Genomic DNA, 14,410 nt, shown 5'->3' with positions numbered 1-14,410 from the left:
CCGCCCGGCGGTCGACTGTCTTGAACGCTGTTGCGCTACGCCGTCGGCGACACGCTTGTTCGGTACGCCGCCGGGGTCACCCCCAGCACCCTGCGGAACCAGCGCGTCAGGTGCGCCTGGTCCGCGAAGCCGACGAGCGGGGCGACCTCGGCGGGGCGCAGGCCGCTCTCCAGCAGGGCGCGGGCCCGGTTCACACGGTGCTGGGCGAGCCAGGCGTACGGCGGTATCCCCATCGTCGTACGGAAGGCGCGCAGGAGTTGGTAGCGGGAGAGGCCCAGGTCGATGGCGAGGGAGGCGAGTGACGGGGGTGCCTGGAGTTCGTCGGCGAGGCGGTCGCGTACGGCGAAGGCGATGTGCGCCGCCCCCCGGACCGTGTCGCACGCCGGGCGGGACGTGGAGTGGCGGCGGGCGAGGGCGGTCAGCAGCCAGGGGAGGCGGGACTCGGCCTCCAGGGGGTCGGGGCAGGCGCTCAGGTCCGTGTGGGCGATGCGCAGGGCGGCGGCCAGTTCGGGGTCGTCGAGGACGGGGTCCCGGAAGTGCGGGGGGCTGCCCAGAATTCCCTCGGTGAGCAGGGAAGGCTCGGCGTACAGCGCCCGGTAGGCGTAGCCGTCGGAGGCGGCCGGGCCGCCGGTGTGCATCTCGCCCGGGGCCAGGACGACGATCGAGCCGGGGCCGGTGCGGATGCGGCCGCCCCGGTAGTCGATGATCTCGGAGCCGCCGACGCAGACTCCGATGGTGTACTCGTCATGGGCGTGCGGTGCGTAGCGGTGCTGGTCGAAGTGTGCGGTCAGCAGGTCGAGGGGCGGACCGTCACGGCCGAGAGTGGCCCGGGTCCAGCGGGCCTCTTCACGTCGTGCACTCATGGCCGCCTCCCCGGTCGGTCTCGTCAGGAGTGCAACGCCGGCGGCCCGTGTTTCCATGCCGCCGAGGATCTCCTCGCTTGACCTTGCCGCAACGTCAACGTTTCTACTGGGGGCATGCGTATCGGAGAACTCGCCGTCGGTGTCACGACGCGGACGGTGCGGCACTACCACCATCTCGGGCTGTTGCCGGAGCCCGAGCGGCGCCCCAACGGCTACCGGGACTACACACTGCGGCACGCCGTCGTGCTCGCCCGGATCCGGCGGCTGACCGAGCTGGGGCTGGGGCTCGCCGAGGTGCGGGACGTGCTCGCGGACGACGCGGGGCGCGATCTCGCCGAAGTGCTGGAGGAGCTCGACACCGATCTCGCCCGGCAGGAGGCGGCGATCCGGGAGCGGCGGGAGCGGCTGCGCGCCCTGCTCGACCAGGACGGGAACCTGCCCGCCGAGGGCCCCGTCTCTCCCGAACTGGCCGCGCTGCTCACGGGGATGGCGCACGGCCCCGAGTCCCCCATGGCCGCCAGGGACCGCGAGGTGCTCGCGCTGATCGACACCGTGGCCTCGCCCGAGAACCGGAAGCGGCTGATGGCAGCGCTGGGCAGCGCCTTCGAAACGCCCGCCGCCGTGGCGCGGGCGCACGAGGTGTACGCGCTCCTCGACGCGCTCGCCGACGCCGACCCTGACGACCCGCGCGTGGACGAGGCGGCCCGGGTACTCGCCGACTGCCTGCCCGATTCCCTGCTCCAGGAGGCCGACCTCGCTCCCGGCCTCGACGACAGCTTTCTGCGCGCCCTCTACGCCGACGTCGCCCCGGCGCAGGCGGAGGCGATCCGGCGCGCGATGCTGCTGTTCACGGAGCGCGGGCGATGAGGATCGCGCGCGCCCTCGTACGGCATGAACTGCGCTTGTTCGCGAGCCTGTTGCTGTGGGTGACCCGGCGGACGCACGGCACGCGCGACGGCCGCCCCTTCGGTCACGCGCGGGGCCAGGGCGCCATGATGTGGGGACTCGCCTTCGTGTGCGTCGTCGAGACGGCCGGGATGGCGGTGCTGCTGCGCGGATGGCCGGTCGTCCACGCGGTCGTTCTCGTCCTCGACGTCTACACCGTGCTGATGGTCGTCGGCATACACGCGGCCTGCGTGACGCGTCCGCACATCCTCGACTCCACGCACCTGCGCGTCCGCGACCGCGCGCACGTGGACCTGCGGATACCCCTGGCGGACATCGCGACGGCGCGCCGCGAGCTGCGCACCACGCACGAGCCCGCCGAGGGCCAACTGAACCTCGCCGTGGGCGCCCAGACCGACGTGACCATCGAACTGGCCGCCCCTGTAGCGCACTTCAGCTTCCTGGGCCGGGAACGTCGCGTCCGTCTCGTACGGCTGCACGCGGACGACCCCGACGAACTCGTACGGGCCCTCACGCGGGCGCGAACTGCACCTTCGCCGTCCCCGGGTCGGCCTGGGTGAGGCGGACCCGCAACCGCTCCCCCAGCGGCAGCGTCACCGTGCCGCCCTCGATGCGGGCGACGACCGCGGGTGACTCCAACTGGACTGTGCCCACCGTGGGTTGACGTTCCATCACGTCCACCACAGATCCGTCGAAGATGTCCCCGACCCGGTCCTTGAGGAGCGCGGCCTCGACGATGTCGACGCACTCGCGTTCCACGATGCCCGCGCGGCGGGAGCCCTCGGCCATCTCCTTGGGGAGGGTGTCCAGGGCGGTGAGGACCCAGTCGGGGGGCGGTTCGTCCGCGGCGGCGGCCAGGCAGAGTTCCGAGGCGTAGCGGTCGACGAGACGGCGCAGGGGGGCCGTGCAGTGGGCGTAGGGCGCGGCCACGGCGGCGTGGGAGGTGACGTCCGGGAGGACGCCGCCCCGGAACACCGTGTAGCCCGCGCCGCGCAGCAGCGTCGTGCACTCCTGGAGGAAGGCGGCGTGGCGCGGCAGATGCGGGTCGAGGGAGCGGACGAGCCGCGCGTACGAGACGTGGTGCGGCCAGTCGATGTGCAGGGCCCTGGCCGTGCGGCGAAGGCGGCCGACCGCGCCGTCGGGGGCGGCGGGCAGCGTGCGCAGGACGCCGGTGCCGTGCGCGAGCATCAGGTCGGCCGCCGCCATCCCGGTGAGCAGGGAGATCTGCGCGTTCCAGGCGTCGGCGGGGAGCGGGGCGCGGTAGACGAGTTCGTACGTCCCGTCCGTCTCGACGATCTCCTGCTCGGGGACGTTGAGGGAGATCCCGCCGCGCTCCACCTCCAGGCGCTCGCGCAGTGTCCCGATGTCCTTGAGGAGGGCGAGCGACTCCTCCGCCGTGCCGTCGTCGATCGACTTCTGTACGTGCGCGTAGTCGAGCTTGGCGCGGCTGCGGACGAGGGCCCGGCGTACGTCGACGCTCTCCGTGCGGCCGTCCGCGTCCAGGTCGATCGTCCAGAGCACGGCCGGGCAGGTCTGGTCGGGCAGGAGGCTGGCGGTGCCTTCGGAGAGCCGGGTCGGATGGAGGGGGACCTTCTCGTCCGGGAAGTAGAGGGTCGTCACGCGGCGGTGCGCCTCGGCGTCGAGGGCGCCGCCGGGGGCGACGAAGGCGGCGACGTCGGCGATCGCGTACCGGACGCGGTGGCCGCGGCCGTTCTCGCGGCGGGACAGGTGCATCGCCTGGTCGAGGTCGGTGGACGTCGGCGGGTCGATGGTGAACAAGGGGATGTCCGTCGCGTCGTGGGGAGGCAGGCGGGGTGGCCGGGAGGCCTCCTCCAGTACGCCGGGCGGGAAGCTCGCGGGCACACCCAGCTCGGTCCGCAGGGCGCACAGGGCGGCCTGCAGAGGAGCCCCCGGTACGCAGGTGGCGCGGATGTGGCGGCACGGCATGGGTCGAGCGTAGGTCGCGTGCCTGCGGGCGGCACCCCGAGCGTGCGGACGTCCGGGCGGCACCCCGAGCGTCCGGACATAGGGGTGGCGCTCCGAGCGCGTTCGACGTCCGGGAGGACCCCTTAGGCTGGCGCCGGGCCATACCCACCGTTAGGAGAACACCACCGTGCTCGTGCTGCTGCCGCCTTCCGAGGGCAAGGCGCCCTCCGGCCGGGGAACCGCGCTGAAGCTGGAGTCGCTGTCCCTGCCCGGGCTCACCGAGGCACGTCAGGCGGTCCTCGACGAGTTGGCCGAGCTGTGCGCGGGTGACGAGGAGAAGGCCCGCGAGGTGCTCGGGCTGAGCGAGGGCCTGCGCGGCGAGATCGCCAAGAACACGGCGCTGCGCACCTCGGGCGCGCGCCCGGCCGGGGAGATCTACACGGGAGTGCTGTACGACGCCCTGGACCTGGCCTCGCTGGACACGGCGGCCAAGCGGCGCGCGGGCCGCTCGCTGCTCGTCTTCTCCGGGCTGTGGGGCGCGGTCCGGGTGACGGACAGGATCCCGTCGTACCGCTGCTCGATGGGAGTCAGGCTGCCGGGGCTCGGGGCGCTGGGCGCGCACTGGCGTACGCCGATGGCCGCCGCGCTCCCCGAGGCGGCCGGCGACGGGCTGGTGCTCGACCTGCGGTCCTCGGCGTACACGGGCGCGTGGAAGCCGAAGGGCGAGGTCGCCGGGCGGACGGCGACGGTCCGGGTGCTGCACGCGCCCACCCGGAAGGTGGTCAGCCACTTCAACAAGGCGACGAAGGGGCGGATCGTACGGAGTCTGCTGGCAGCGGGCGCCGCGCCCGCCCATCCGGCGGAACTCGTGGAGGCGCTGCGGGACCTCGGGTACGAGGTGGAGGTGTCCCCGCCCGCGCGGGCGGGGACGGCCTGGGCGCTGGATGTGCTGGTGAACGAGGTGCACTAGAGGTTGCACCACAGGTGCGCCAGAGGCGCGCTGGAGGCGCACCAGAGGTGCTGTTGCAGCATATGCAACGCCCTTTGCGCATGCTGCACGACGAGGGCACGATGAGGCCATGAGTTCACCGCTGCCCTCGGTTCCCGCCGCCTCCGTGCTGGATCTCGCCCCCGTGGTTCCCGTCGTCGTGGTGAACGAGGTCGAGGACGCCGTACCCCTGGCCGCGGCACTCGTCGCGGGTGGGCTGCCCGCGATAGAGGTGACCCTGCGGACGCCCTGCGCGCTCGACGCCATCCGGGCGATCGCGGACGGGGTGCCGGACGCGGTGGTCGGCGCGGGCACCGTCATCACGCCGGCGCAGGTGACGGCGTGCGTGGCCGCGGGCGCCCGCTTCCTGGTCAGTCCCGGCTGGACCGACGTACTGCTCGATGCCATGAAGGCGTCCGGGGTGCCGTTCCTGCCGGGGGTGTCCACGACCTCGGAGGTGGTGGCGCTGCTGGAGCGCGGGGTGCGGGAGATGAAGTTCTTCCCGGCGCAGGCGGCGGGCGGCACGGCGTACCTCAGGTCGCTCGCCGGACCGCTGCCGCAGGCCCGGTTCTGCCCGACGGGCGGGATCGGCCCCGCCTACGCGCCGGACTACCTCGCCCTCCCCAACGTCGGCTGTGTGGGCGGGACGTGGATGCTTCCCGAGGACGCGATCGCGGCGAAGGACTGGGGGCGCGTGGAGGGCCTGGCGCGCGAGGCGGCCGCGCTCAGGCCACGCGGATGACGACCTTGCCGAAGGCCACGCCGGACTCGTAGTGGCGGAACGCCTCGTGGACCTCGTCGAAGCCGAAGGCCCGGTCGATGACCGGGCGGGTGCCGTGCAGGGTGAGGGCCCGGTTCATGGACTCGAAGTGAGTACGGCTGCCGACGAAGAGCCGCCGCATCGTCACCAGGCTCGACGCGAGCGCGTCCGTCGTGATCTCCAGGGAGGCCTTGCGCGGGCTGTTGGCACTGACCAGGACGATCCTGCCGTAGAGCGCCGAGGCGCGGACCGACTGCTCGATCGTCTCCGGGCCCACGGTCTCGACGACGAGGTCCACGCCGCGCCCGCCCGTGAGGTCGCGGACCGTCTGTCCCCACGCGGGGTGGTCGGCGTACCGCACGATGTGGTCGGCGCCCAGGGCCTTGAGTCGCTCGGCCTTCTCCGGGCTCGATGTCGTGGCGACGACCTCGGCGCCCAGCAGCTTCGCGAACTGTACGGCGAACAGCGAGAGGGCGCCCGTGCCGAGTGTCAGCACCGTCTCGCCGGGGACCACCGCCTCGCCGCCGGTCAACGCGTGCCAGGCCGTGACGCCCGCGCAGGGCAGGCAGGCGGCCTCCTCCCAGCCCAGGTGGTCGGGCACCCGCACCGCCGCGTTCTCGTCGAGGCACGCGTACTCGGTGAGCATGCCGGGCAGGGTGGCGCCGGGCTGGTCGATCAGCGCGGGCGTGATCCGGCCGTCGATCCACTTCGGGAAGTACGTGCTCGCCACCCGGTCCCCGACCGCGAACCGGGTCACCTCCGCGCCCACCGCGACGACTTCGCCCGCGCCGTCACTCACCGGGATCACGTCCGGCACGGCCTTCAGTGGATAGGTCCCCTTCAGGATCAGCAGATCGCGCTTGTTGAGGGAGACGGCGCGGACGCGGACGAGGATGTCGCGGGGGCCGGGCCCGGGGCGGTCCGTCTCGCGCGAGACGATGCCGTCGACGGTGCCGGGCGTTTCGAGGTGGTAGGCGCGCATGTCGGCTCCCTGGGGTGTGCTCCGTGGATACGTCCATGCTGCTCGGAGGGGGTACGCCGCTCAATTCCCGGTGAGGTATGGCGGGACTGTCGTACCCGTGACGTACAACTGAGCCATGACCATCAGCACCGCAGCCGCCTCGGTGACCGAACCCCCGCCCTTCGCCCGCGAGTTGCTGCGCTGGCGCACCGCCCGCCGGGTCAGTCAGCTGGAGCTCGCCTCGCGGGCAGGGACGACCCAGCGGTACGTCAGTTTCATCGAGCGCGGACGGTCGGTGCCCGGCAGGGAGATCGTGATCCGGCTCGCCGAGTCGCTCGGCCTGACACTGCGGGAGCGCAACTCGCTGCTGCTGGCGGCCGGTTACGCGCCCGCGTTCGCCGAGTCACCGCTCGACGCGGTCGCGCTGAAGCCCGTACGGGAGGCGCTGGACAGCATTCTCGAAGGGCATCTGCCGTATCCGGCGGTGGTGGCCGGGCCGCGGGGTGAACTCGTCGCGGCGAACGAGGCGTTCGACGTGCTCACCGAGGGCGCGGACCCCGCGCTGCTCGCGCCGCCCGTCAATGTGCTGCGGCTCGCGCTGCATCCGCGCGGGATGGGCTCACGGGTGGTGAACCTGGACGCGTGGGGGCAGCACATCGTGGAGAACCTGCGGGCCCGTGCCGTGCGCAGCCCCGATCCCCGACTCGGCTCCCTGGCCGATGAGTTGGCGGAACACGTACCGGCGAGTGAGCCCGGCGCCGACTATCTCGGCTTCGCCGTACCGCTGCGACTGCGGTGCGCGGAGGGCGAGTTGAGACTGCTCACCACGCTGACGTCGTTCGCGACCGCGGTCGACGTGACGCTCGCCGAGCTCCACCTGGAGGCGTTCCTCCCGGCGGACCGGGAGACCGCCGAGATCCTCCGGGCCCGGGCCGCTCGGCGCGGGTGACCTCCAAGTCCGTGCCGCTCGGCGCGGGTGACCTCCGGGCCCGGGCCGCTCGGCGCGGGTGACCTCCGGGTCCGGGCCGCTCAGCGCAGGTGAGAGGTGTCGTTGAAGAGGCGCAGGCTGGCATTGCCGTCCGCGTAGTACGCCACCGCCGACAGGGAGGCCGCGGACAGCTCCATCCGGTACAGGGACTCCGGCGGGGCACCGATCGCGAGCCGTACGAGGGTCTTGATCGGGGTGACGTGGCTGACGAGCAGGACGGTGCGCCCCGCGTAGGAGGCGATGAGCTTGTCGCGGGTGGTGGCGATGCGGCGGGCGGTCGCCGCGAAGCTCTCGCCGCCGCCGGTCGGTTCGGCCTTCGGGGAGGCGAGCCAGGTCTTCAGGTCGTCGGGGTACCGCTCCTGCACCTCGGCGAAGGTGAGGCCCTCCCAGGCGCCGAAGTCCGTCTCGCGCAGGCCGTCCTCGATGGCGACGTCCAGTCCCAGGCGGGCGGCGACGGCGGCGGCGGTCTGGCGGGTACGGGTGAGTGGCGACGCCACGATCGCCTCGACGGTGCCGCGCGCGGCCAGCGCGGCGGCGACGCGCTCGGCCTGTTCCCGGCCCACGTCCGAGAGCGACGGGTCGGTGCCGCCGCTGCCGGAGAAACGCTTCTGGGGGGTGAGGGGGGTCTCGCCGTGGCGCAGGAGAACGAAGGTGGTGGGGGCGCCCATGTCGGGGGCCGCGCCCCAGCCGACGGTCGGTTGCGGGGCGGTGGCCACGTGCTGTGCGGCCCGCACATCGGCGTCGGCCTTCACGGCTTCGCCGCCGGGAGTCGTCGCAGTGCGGGGCTGTGGGGGCTGGTCGCGCAGTTCCCCGCGCCCCTGAAGGGGCGCTCGCGAACCCTGCGCCTCCAGTTCCGCCGTCGATGTCGACGGCGACCACTGCTCGCCCCGCTTGCCCGCGTCCATCGCCTCGTTGGCCAGTCGGTCCGCGTGCTTGTTCTGTTCGCGCGGCATCCACTCGTAGGTGATCCGGTCGGGCGGGAAGACGCGGGCCGCCTCCGCGGCCAGGGGCTTCATGTCCGGGTGCTTGATCTTCCAGCGGCCGGACAGCTGCTCGACGACGAGCTTGGAGTCCATCCGGACCCGGACGCGCGCGGCCGGGTCCAGTTCGTGGGCGGCGCGCAGGCCCGCCACCAGGCCCCGGTACTCGGCGACGTTGTTGGTGGCGATGCCGATGTACTCGGCACGCTCCGCCAGTGTCTCCCCGGTGGCGGCGTCGATGACCACGGCGCCGTACCCCGCGGGCCCCGGGTTGCCCCGGGAACCGCCGTCGGCCTCGACGATGAACTCCCGCACGCCCCGCGCCCCTTACAGACCGGACTCGGACGTACGCACCAGGATGCGGCGGCAGTTCTCGCAGCGCAGCACGGTGTCCGGGGAGGCCGCCTTCACGTCGTTGACCTCGGTGATGTTGAGCTCCAGGCGGCAGCCCTCGCAACGGCGCTGGTAGAGCCGCGCGGCGCCGACGCCGCCCTGCTGCTGGCGCAGCTTGTCGTAGAGCTTCAGCAGGTCGGCGGGGACGGAGGCCGAGACGACCTCGCGCTCCTTCGTCACCGAGGCGGCCTCGCCGTCGAGGGACTCGAAGGCGGCTTCCCGGCGGGCGGTCGCGTCGTCGATCTTCGACTGCACGGAGGAGGTCCGCCCGGTCAGCTCGGCGACCCGCTCCTGCGCGGACTCACGGCGCTCCATGACCTCGAGGACGACGTCCTCCAGGTCGCCCTGCCGCTTGGCGAGGGAGGTGATCTCGCGCTGGAGGTTCTCCAGGTCCTTGGGAGAGGTGACGGCACCGGAGTCCAGGCGCTGCTGGTCGCGGTTGGCGCGCTGGCGCACCTGGTCCACGTCCTGCTCGGCCTTGGTCTGCTCGCGGGCGCAGTCGCTCTCCTCGGTCTGCGCGGCGACGAGCAGGTCGCGCAGCTGCGTGAGGTCCTTGTTCAGGGACTCGATCTCGGCGTGCTCGGGAAGGGACCTGCGCTTGTGCGCGAGCTGCTGCAGGCGTACGTCGAGGGCCTGGACGTCGAGAAGTCGGATCTGGTCGGCGGGCGCGGCGTTCAGTTGGGGGCTCCCATTGCGTTAGGTGTTTCGGTGGACGCCGCGTGGGCGGTCCAGGGGTCGGTGACCGTCTTGGAGACGTGGACCCGCAGGCCCCATCCCTTGCGGTCGGAGATCTCGTCGAGCTGGGCGGCGGCCAGCTCGCACCAGGGCCACTCGGTGGCCCAGTGCGCCGCGTCGAGCAGCGCGAGAGGACTGTGGGCGCGGGCCTCCGATGCCGGGTGGTGGCGCAGGTCCGAGGTGAGGAAGGCGTCGACGCCGGCGGCGCGCACGTCGTCGAAGAGGCTGTCGCCGGAACCGCCGCTGACCGCGACGGTCCGTACGACCGCCTCGGGGTCACCGGCGACGCGGATGCCCTGCGCGGTGGCGGGCAGTCGCCCGGCGGCGCGCGCGGCAAGTTCACGGACGGTCAGCGGGTGGTCCAGCTCACAGACGCGGCCGAGGCCGCGACGGCCCTCGGGGTCGGTGGGGTCCGGCACGAGCGGCCGTACGACCCGGAGGTCGAGTGCCCCGGCGAGGGCGTCGCTGACTCCCGGGTCGGCGCGGTCGGCGTTGGTGTGGGCGACGTGCAGCGCGATGTCGTTCTTGATGAGGGTGTGCACGACCCGGCCCTTGAAGGTGTCGGCCGCGACCGTCGTCGTCCCGCGCAGATAGAGCGGATGGTGGGTGACCAGCAGGTTCGCGCCCAGCTTCACCGCTTCGTCGACGATTTCCCGAACGGGGTCGACGGCGAACAGGACCCGGGTGATCTCCTGGTCGGGCTCGCCGCACACGGTGCCGACCGCGTCCCATCCCTCGGCCCTCTCGGGGGGCCAGAGGGCGTCGAGCGCGGCGATGACTTCAGACAGACGGGGCACGGGGAAAAGGCTACCTGGCTTGGGCCGGTGCCCCACCGGTCGCGGGCGGGTCCCGGGGTACGCGACCAGAGGTCCCGGAGGCGGGCGGCACCCGGTGATCCGGGCCCCACCGCCCTCTCCCCGCCCCGCTCAGCACACGCGTCGCCGTTCCCTCAGGCGAATCGCGGGACGGCCACCCTTATGTGTGAAGCGCCCGCCCGCCGGTCCCACGTCTGTGCGTACGAAAACTAGCTTCGTCGCCGGAGGTGACCGAACCATGACGGCCTGTGCCACCGAAGCTGCGGCGGAACCCGGGGACGAGCGGGCCACTGGCCCCGCGGACGTGACCGCCCGCCCCGCGGATGCGACCGCCCGCCCCAGAGATGTGATCGCCCGCCCCACCTGTGTGATCGCCGCGAACGGAACCTACGCGGCCCGCCTCGCCCTGGACGGCGAATGCTGGTTCCCGGAGCGCTGGACGCTGGACGGCCCCGAGCCCTACGCCGTACCGCTGCCGTCCCACCAGCCGGAGGAGCCCGGCACCGAGGTGCTGCCGATGACCGACGGGCGGGTGCTGATCCACCGCGTCGCGGACGGGCGGCACACGTTCTCGCTGCTGTACCCGACCGGGCCCGGCACCGGGGAGCTGCTCCTCGGCGCGGTGGAGTGCCACGACGAGGACACCCGGCTGTGGCTGCTGCCGCCCGCGCCGGACGGGGAGCACGCGTACGCCCTCGCCGCGGGCCGGGACTCCACCGCGGTGTGGCTGGTGGCGGGCGGGGCCTTCGGGCCCGAGCACCTGGCCGAGGTGCCGGGCCGCTGTTCGGGCGGGGTCTGGCTGGACGGCACGGGGCGCCTGCTGGCCCTGGACCGCTGCCGGGACGGCCGGACCAAGACGGTGGTCGTCGACCTGGGGCGCGGCGGTGAAGTAACGCCACTGCTGCAGATCGCCGCGGACAGCGACGACCGGCTGCTGCTCGCGGACGCCGACAGCGGACTGCTGCTGATCCGCTCCGACGCGCCGTCCCCGGGCCACGACCGTCTCGGCTGGGGCGTCCTCGGCAGCACCCTGCCGATCCGCTTCCCCGACTGTCTGCGCGCCACCGACTGCGCGGTGACGCCGTTCGCGATCCAGCCGGGGCAGGTACTGACGCCTGAGCGCTGCGCGGTGGCGCTGCGCATCGACGGCCCGGCCGGCAGCTGGGTGGGCGTGTGGCGGCCGGTCGAACGCCAGGTCCACCATCTCCCACCCCCGGAGGGCTGGTTGGCGGGCACGGGCCTGTGGACCAGGGAGGGGGTCCTCCAACTGCCGTACGCGACGGGGGCGGTGCCGTGCGGGGTGACGAAGATGACGGCACCCGTCGCCGCGGTGACGTCACAGGCGCCCCCTCCGCCGGAACGGCCCGCGGCGCGCCCGGTCCCCCTCCAACAGGCACCTCTGAGCGGGCAGTCCCCTGTGAAGAGGCGGCCCCTTTCCGCCCGTCCGGCGCCCGCGGACGAGGCCGTCCGGACCGAAGGGGGGCCCGGGGGCGAGAACAGGTCACCCGCTCCCGTCCCCGCGTGAGCGACCGGTTAGAATCCCCCGGCTGCAAAGAAGGATCTTGTTGACGGGGTGAACACTTCCACATGAGCGAAACCAGCACCATGGAACCGCCGGCCACCGACGCCCACGAGGCGACGACCCTGGCCGAAGGCCACGGCAAGCACCGCGGCCCGGTCTCCGGCCAGGACGACGAGGCGACCCCCCACGGCCGCCACCGCAAGCCGTCCGACCAGCAGGGCACATCGGCCTGACGGTAAGCCGAATCAGTGATACGGCCCCGCTCGCGCTCGGCGCGAGCGGGGCCGTTCTGTCTTCGACAAGGTGGGGGTGCGCGGCCGCCGCGAGCTGGTCGCCGAACTGTTCTTCCGGCACTACTTGCCCCAGCCGGCACACCCGCCCCTGTCGACCGACGGCCGGCTGCTCAGCCCGGAGCACGACGGCCAGGGGTAGTTGAAGGGCGGACTCGGAACCGCCAGGCGCACTAGGTGTGCTTGAGTCCCAGTACTTCCGCCGCGGCGAACGTCTCCCCCGGTGGCCGCTCCGCGTAGTACGGGCCGAGCAGCGCGTCGAGTTCGTCGTAGGTGAAGGCGTCCTGCTTGGTGTCGAACTTGGCGGCCACCCGCGGCCGTTCGACGACCGCGACCATGCCGCCGTGCACGACGAGCAGCTGTCCGTTGACGTGCGCGGCGGCGGGTGAGGCCAAGTAGCCTACGAGGGGCGCGACATGCTCGGGCGCGAGGGGATCGAGTCCCTGTTCGGGCACCTCGAACCCGTGGAACACGTCCTCGGTCATCCGGGTCCGGGCGCGCGGGCAGATGACGTTCGCCGTCACGCCGTACTTCGCGAGCGCCAGCGCGGTCGAGGTGGTCAGCCCGACGATCCCGCCCTTGGCCGCCGCGTAGTTGGGCTGACCCGCCGAGCCCGCGAGGAACGCCTCCGAGGAGGTGTTCACGATCCGCCCGTACACCGGCCCGTCCCCCGCCTTGGACCGCGCCCGCCAGTGCGCGGACGCGAAGTGGGTCGTGTTGAAGTGCCCCTTCAGGTGGACCCGGATGACGGAGTCCCACTCGTCCTCGGACATCGAGAAGACCATCCGGTCGCGCAGGATGCCCGCGTTGTTGACGAGGATGTCCAGCTTCCCGAACTCGCCGGTCGCCAGGTCGACCAGCTCACGGGCCCGTTCGCGGTCGGAGACGTCCCCGGTGTGGGCGAGGGCGCGGCCGCCCGCGGCGCTGATCTCGGCGGCGACCTCCTCGGCGGGGGTGGCCGACGCCGCGCCGGAGCCGTCCCGCCCGGGCTGCCCGTAGTCGTTGACGACGACGGCGGCACCCAGGCGGGCCAGTTCCAGTGCCTCGATCCGGCCGAGCCCGCGCCCCGCGCCGGTGACGATCGCGGCGAGCCCTTCAAGTGGCAGTGACATCGAAGTCCTCAGCAGTCGTGACGGCGGTCGTGGGGGGGCAGGTGGCGGCGGTCGCGGGGTCAGATCTCGATGCACGTACGCAGCGCGGTTCCCGTCCGCATCTGGTCCAGCGCCTCATTGATCCCGGACAGCGGCACCCGGTGGGTGATCAGGCTCTCCAGGTCGATGCGGCCCGCACGCCACAGGGCGACCGTCCGCTCGTACGACCGCAGGACGTCTCCGCCGCCGTACATGGACGGCAGGATCCGCTTCTCGTCGAAGAACAGCTCGAACATGTTGAGCTGCAGGAAGTCGTCCATGGCGCCCGCGCCGACGATGACGAGGGTGCCGCCGCGGCGGGTGTTCTCGTAGGCGGTGCGGGCGGTGGCGGAGCGGCCGACGACCTCGAAGACGTAGTCGAAGCCCTCGCCGCCGGTCACCGACTGCTTCGCGCCCGGGAGTTCGTCCGGCGAGACCGCCTTCGTCGCACCGAACCGCAGCGCGGCCTCCCGGCGCGAGGCGACCGGGTCGACGGCGACGATCTCGGCGGCGCCCTTGAGGCGCGCGCCCTGGATCGCGGAGATGCCGACGCCTCCGCAGCCGATCACGGCGACCGACGAACCGGCCGCCACGTCCGCGGTGTTGAGAGCGGCGCCGAGGCCGGTCGTCACTCCGCAGCCGATGAGGGCCGCGATGTCGAAGGGCACGTCGTCCGGGATCGGCACGGCGCAGCCCGCGTCGACCACGACCTCCTCGGTGAAGGTGCCGGTCCCGGCGAAGCCGAAGACGTCTTGGCCGGGGCGCCTGAAGTTGGGCGTGCCGGCGTTCATGAACCCGGCCAGGCACAGCTGGCTCTGGCCGCGCTTGCAGGCGGGACAGACGCCGCAGGCGGGCAGCCAGCAGACGACGACCCGGTCGCCGGGCTTGAGGTGGGTGACGCCCTCGCCGACCTCGACGATCTCCCCGGCACCTTCGTGGCCGGGTACGAACGGCGCGGGCTGCGGCAGTACGCCGCTCATCGCGGACAGGTCGGAGTGGCACAGCCCGGTGGCCCGTACCCGGATCCGCACCTTGCCCGGACCGAAGCCCACCGCCTCGATGTCGTCGAGGACTTCGAGCTTGTCCTGGCCTATCTCGTGCTGTACGGCTGCGCGCATGGTGCGGCTCCCCTCGACAACGGGCTGGTCACTGA

Annotated in this window: 16 protein-coding genes; 8 read left to right on the top strand and 8 right to left on the bottom strand. The window is 72.9% G+C overall.

The window, feature by feature from the left end; translation table 11 throughout:
• Nucleotides 1-35 precede the first annotated feature (35 nt).
• Nucleotides 36-863 carry an AraC family transcriptional regulator gene (locus tag SMIR_RS27390; protein ID WP_168490892.1) on the bottom strand — a complete coding sequence of 276 codons (828 nt, stop codon included), beginning with the start codon at nucleotides 861-863 and terminating at the stop codon, nucleotides 36-38.
• Nucleotides 864-977: 114 nt separating this feature from the next.
• On the opposite strand from SMIR_RS27390, the gene SMIR_RS27385 reads away from it, so the two are divergent.
• Both SMIR_RS27385 and SMIR_RS27380 read left to right on the top strand, forming a co-directional pair.
• Nucleotides 978-1,730 carry a MerR family transcriptional regulator gene (locus SMIR_RS27385; protein WP_212727508.1) on the top strand — a complete coding sequence of 251 codons (753 nt, stop codon included), beginning with the start codon at nucleotides 978-980 and terminating at the stop codon, nucleotides 1,728-1,730.
• Nucleotides 1,727-2,329, top strand: coding sequence for a hypothetical protein (locus SMIR_RS27380; protein ID WP_168490897.1), 603 nt, complete (start codon nucleotides 1,727-1,729; stop codon nucleotides 2,327-2,329). Before SMIR_RS27385 ends, SMIR_RS27380 begins: the two co-directional genes overlap by 4 nt.
• On the opposite strand, the gene SMIR_RS27375 is transcribed toward SMIR_RS27380, so the two are convergent.
• Nucleotides 2,280-3,716 (bottom strand): RNB domain-containing ribonuclease, encoded by a 1,437-nt coding sequence (locus SMIR_RS27375; RefSeq protein ID WP_168490900.1) that lies wholly within the window; start codon nucleotides 3,714-3,716, stop codon nucleotides 2,280-2,282. The two genes, SMIR_RS27380 and SMIR_RS27375, sit on opposite strands and share 50 nt — an antisense overlap.
• A 166-nt stretch (nucleotides 3,717-3,882) precedes the next feature.
• Between SMIR_RS27375 and yaaA the strand changes: the two genes are divergently transcribed.
• Both yaaA and SMIR_RS27365 read left to right on the top strand, forming a co-directional pair.
• A complete protein-coding gene (gene yaaA, locus SMIR_RS27370; protein WP_168490903.1) occupies nucleotides 3,883-4,665 on the top strand; it encodes a peroxide stress protein YaaA in 783 nt (260 codons plus the stop codon).
• Between the two features lie 109 nt (nucleotides 4,666-4,774).
• A complete protein-coding gene (locus SMIR_RS27365; RefSeq protein ID WP_168490909.1) occupies nucleotides 4,775-5,425 on the top strand; it encodes a bifunctional 4-hydroxy-2-oxoglutarate aldolase/2-dehydro-3-deoxy-phosphogluconate aldolase in 651 nt (216 codons plus the stop codon).
• On the opposite strand, the gene SMIR_RS27360 is transcribed toward SMIR_RS27365, so the two are convergent.
• Nucleotides 5,409-6,425: a zinc-dependent alcohol dehydrogenase family protein gene (locus SMIR_RS27360; protein ID WP_168490910.1), complete on the bottom strand. Its 1,017-nt coding sequence runs from the start codon at nucleotides 6,423-6,425 to the stop codon at nucleotides 5,409-5,411. The two genes, SMIR_RS27365 and SMIR_RS27360, sit on opposite strands and share 17 nt — an antisense overlap.
• Before the next feature lie 115 nt (nucleotides 6,426-6,540).
• Between SMIR_RS27360 and SMIR_RS27355 the strand changes: the two genes are divergently transcribed.
• The gene (locus SMIR_RS27355) at nucleotides 6,541-7,353 is read left to right on the top strand and encodes a helix-turn-helix domain-containing protein (protein ID WP_168490911.1); all 813 of its coding nucleotides are present in this window, start codon (nucleotides 6,541-6,543) and stop codon (nucleotides 7,351-7,353) included.
• 80 nt (nucleotides 7,354-7,433) lie between these two features.
• Here SMIR_RS27355 and SMIR_RS27350 read toward each other — a convergent pair whose 3' ends face one another.
• From SMIR_RS27350 to SMIR_RS27340, 3 genes are read right to left on the bottom strand one after another with little or no spacing between them, the layout of a single operon-like run.
• Nucleotides 7,434-8,687 (bottom strand): bifunctional RNase H/acid phosphatase, encoded by a 1,254-nt coding sequence (locus tag SMIR_RS27350; protein WP_168490912.1) that lies wholly within the window; start codon nucleotides 8,685-8,687, stop codon nucleotides 7,434-7,436.
• A gap of 12 nt (nucleotides 8,688-8,699) precedes the next feature.
• On the bottom strand, nucleotides 8,700-9,443 hold the full coding sequence (locus SMIR_RS27345; RefSeq protein WP_168500980.1) for a zinc ribbon domain-containing protein: 744 nt from the start codon (nucleotides 9,441-9,443) through the stop codon (nucleotides 8,700-8,702).
• The gene (locus SMIR_RS27340; protein ID WP_168490921.1) at nucleotides 9,440-10,297 is read right to left on the bottom strand and encodes a Nif3-like dinuclear metal center hexameric protein; all 858 of its coding nucleotides are present in this window, start codon (nucleotides 10,295-10,297) and stop codon (nucleotides 9,440-9,442) included. The genes SMIR_RS27345 and SMIR_RS27340 overlap by 4 nt, the downstream gene beginning before the upstream one ends.
• A gap of 256 nt (nucleotides 10,298-10,553) precedes the next feature.
• On the opposite strand from SMIR_RS27340, the gene SMIR_RS27335 reads away from it, so the two are divergent.
• The 3 genes from SMIR_RS27335 (at nucleotide 10,554) to SMIR_RS44375 (ending at nucleotide 12,269) form a co-directional block, all read left to right on the top strand.
• Nucleotides 10,554-11,840 carry a hypothetical protein gene (locus SMIR_RS27335; protein WP_248002891.1) on the top strand — a complete coding sequence of 429 codons (1,287 nt, stop codon included), beginning with the start codon at nucleotides 10,554-10,556 and terminating at the stop codon, nucleotides 11,838-11,840.
• 62 nt (nucleotides 11,841-11,902) lie between these two features.
• Complete coding sequence (locus SMIR_RS27330; RefSeq protein ID WP_212727507.1) at nucleotides 11,903-12,070, top strand: hypothetical protein; 168 nt, start codon at nucleotides 11,903-11,905, stop codon at nucleotides 12,068-12,070.
• Between the two features lie 76 nt (nucleotides 12,071-12,146).
• Nucleotides 12,147-12,269, top strand: coding sequence for a hypothetical protein (locus SMIR_RS44375; protein ID WP_282190306.1), 123 nt, complete (start codon nucleotides 12,147-12,149; stop codon nucleotides 12,267-12,269).
• 31 nt (nucleotides 12,270-12,300) lie between these two features.
• Here the strand turns inward: SMIR_RS44375 and SMIR_RS27325 are convergent, their stop codons facing one another.
• Together SMIR_RS27325 and SMIR_RS27320 are read right to left on the bottom strand one after the other, a co-directional pair.
• Entirely contained in the window at nucleotides 12,301-13,239 is a 939-nt protein-coding gene (locus SMIR_RS27325; protein ID WP_168490925.1) for a 3-oxoacyl-ACP reductase, read from the bottom strand.
• 59 nt (nucleotides 13,240-13,298) lie between these two features.
• A complete protein-coding gene (locus tag SMIR_RS27320) occupies nucleotides 13,299-14,375 on the bottom strand; it encodes a Zn-dependent alcohol dehydrogenase (protein WP_095854967.1) in 1,077 nt (358 codons plus the stop codon).
• Nucleotides 14,376-14,410 lie beyond the last annotated feature (35 nt).

Source organism: Streptomyces mirabilis (genome assembly GCF_018310535.1).
Classification (GTDB): Bacteria; Actinomycetota; Actinomycetes; order Streptomycetales; family Streptomycetaceae; genus Streptomyces.
The sequence above is the reverse complement of the archived record's forward strand: the minus strand, read 5'-3'. Positions and strand labels throughout refer to the sequence as shown.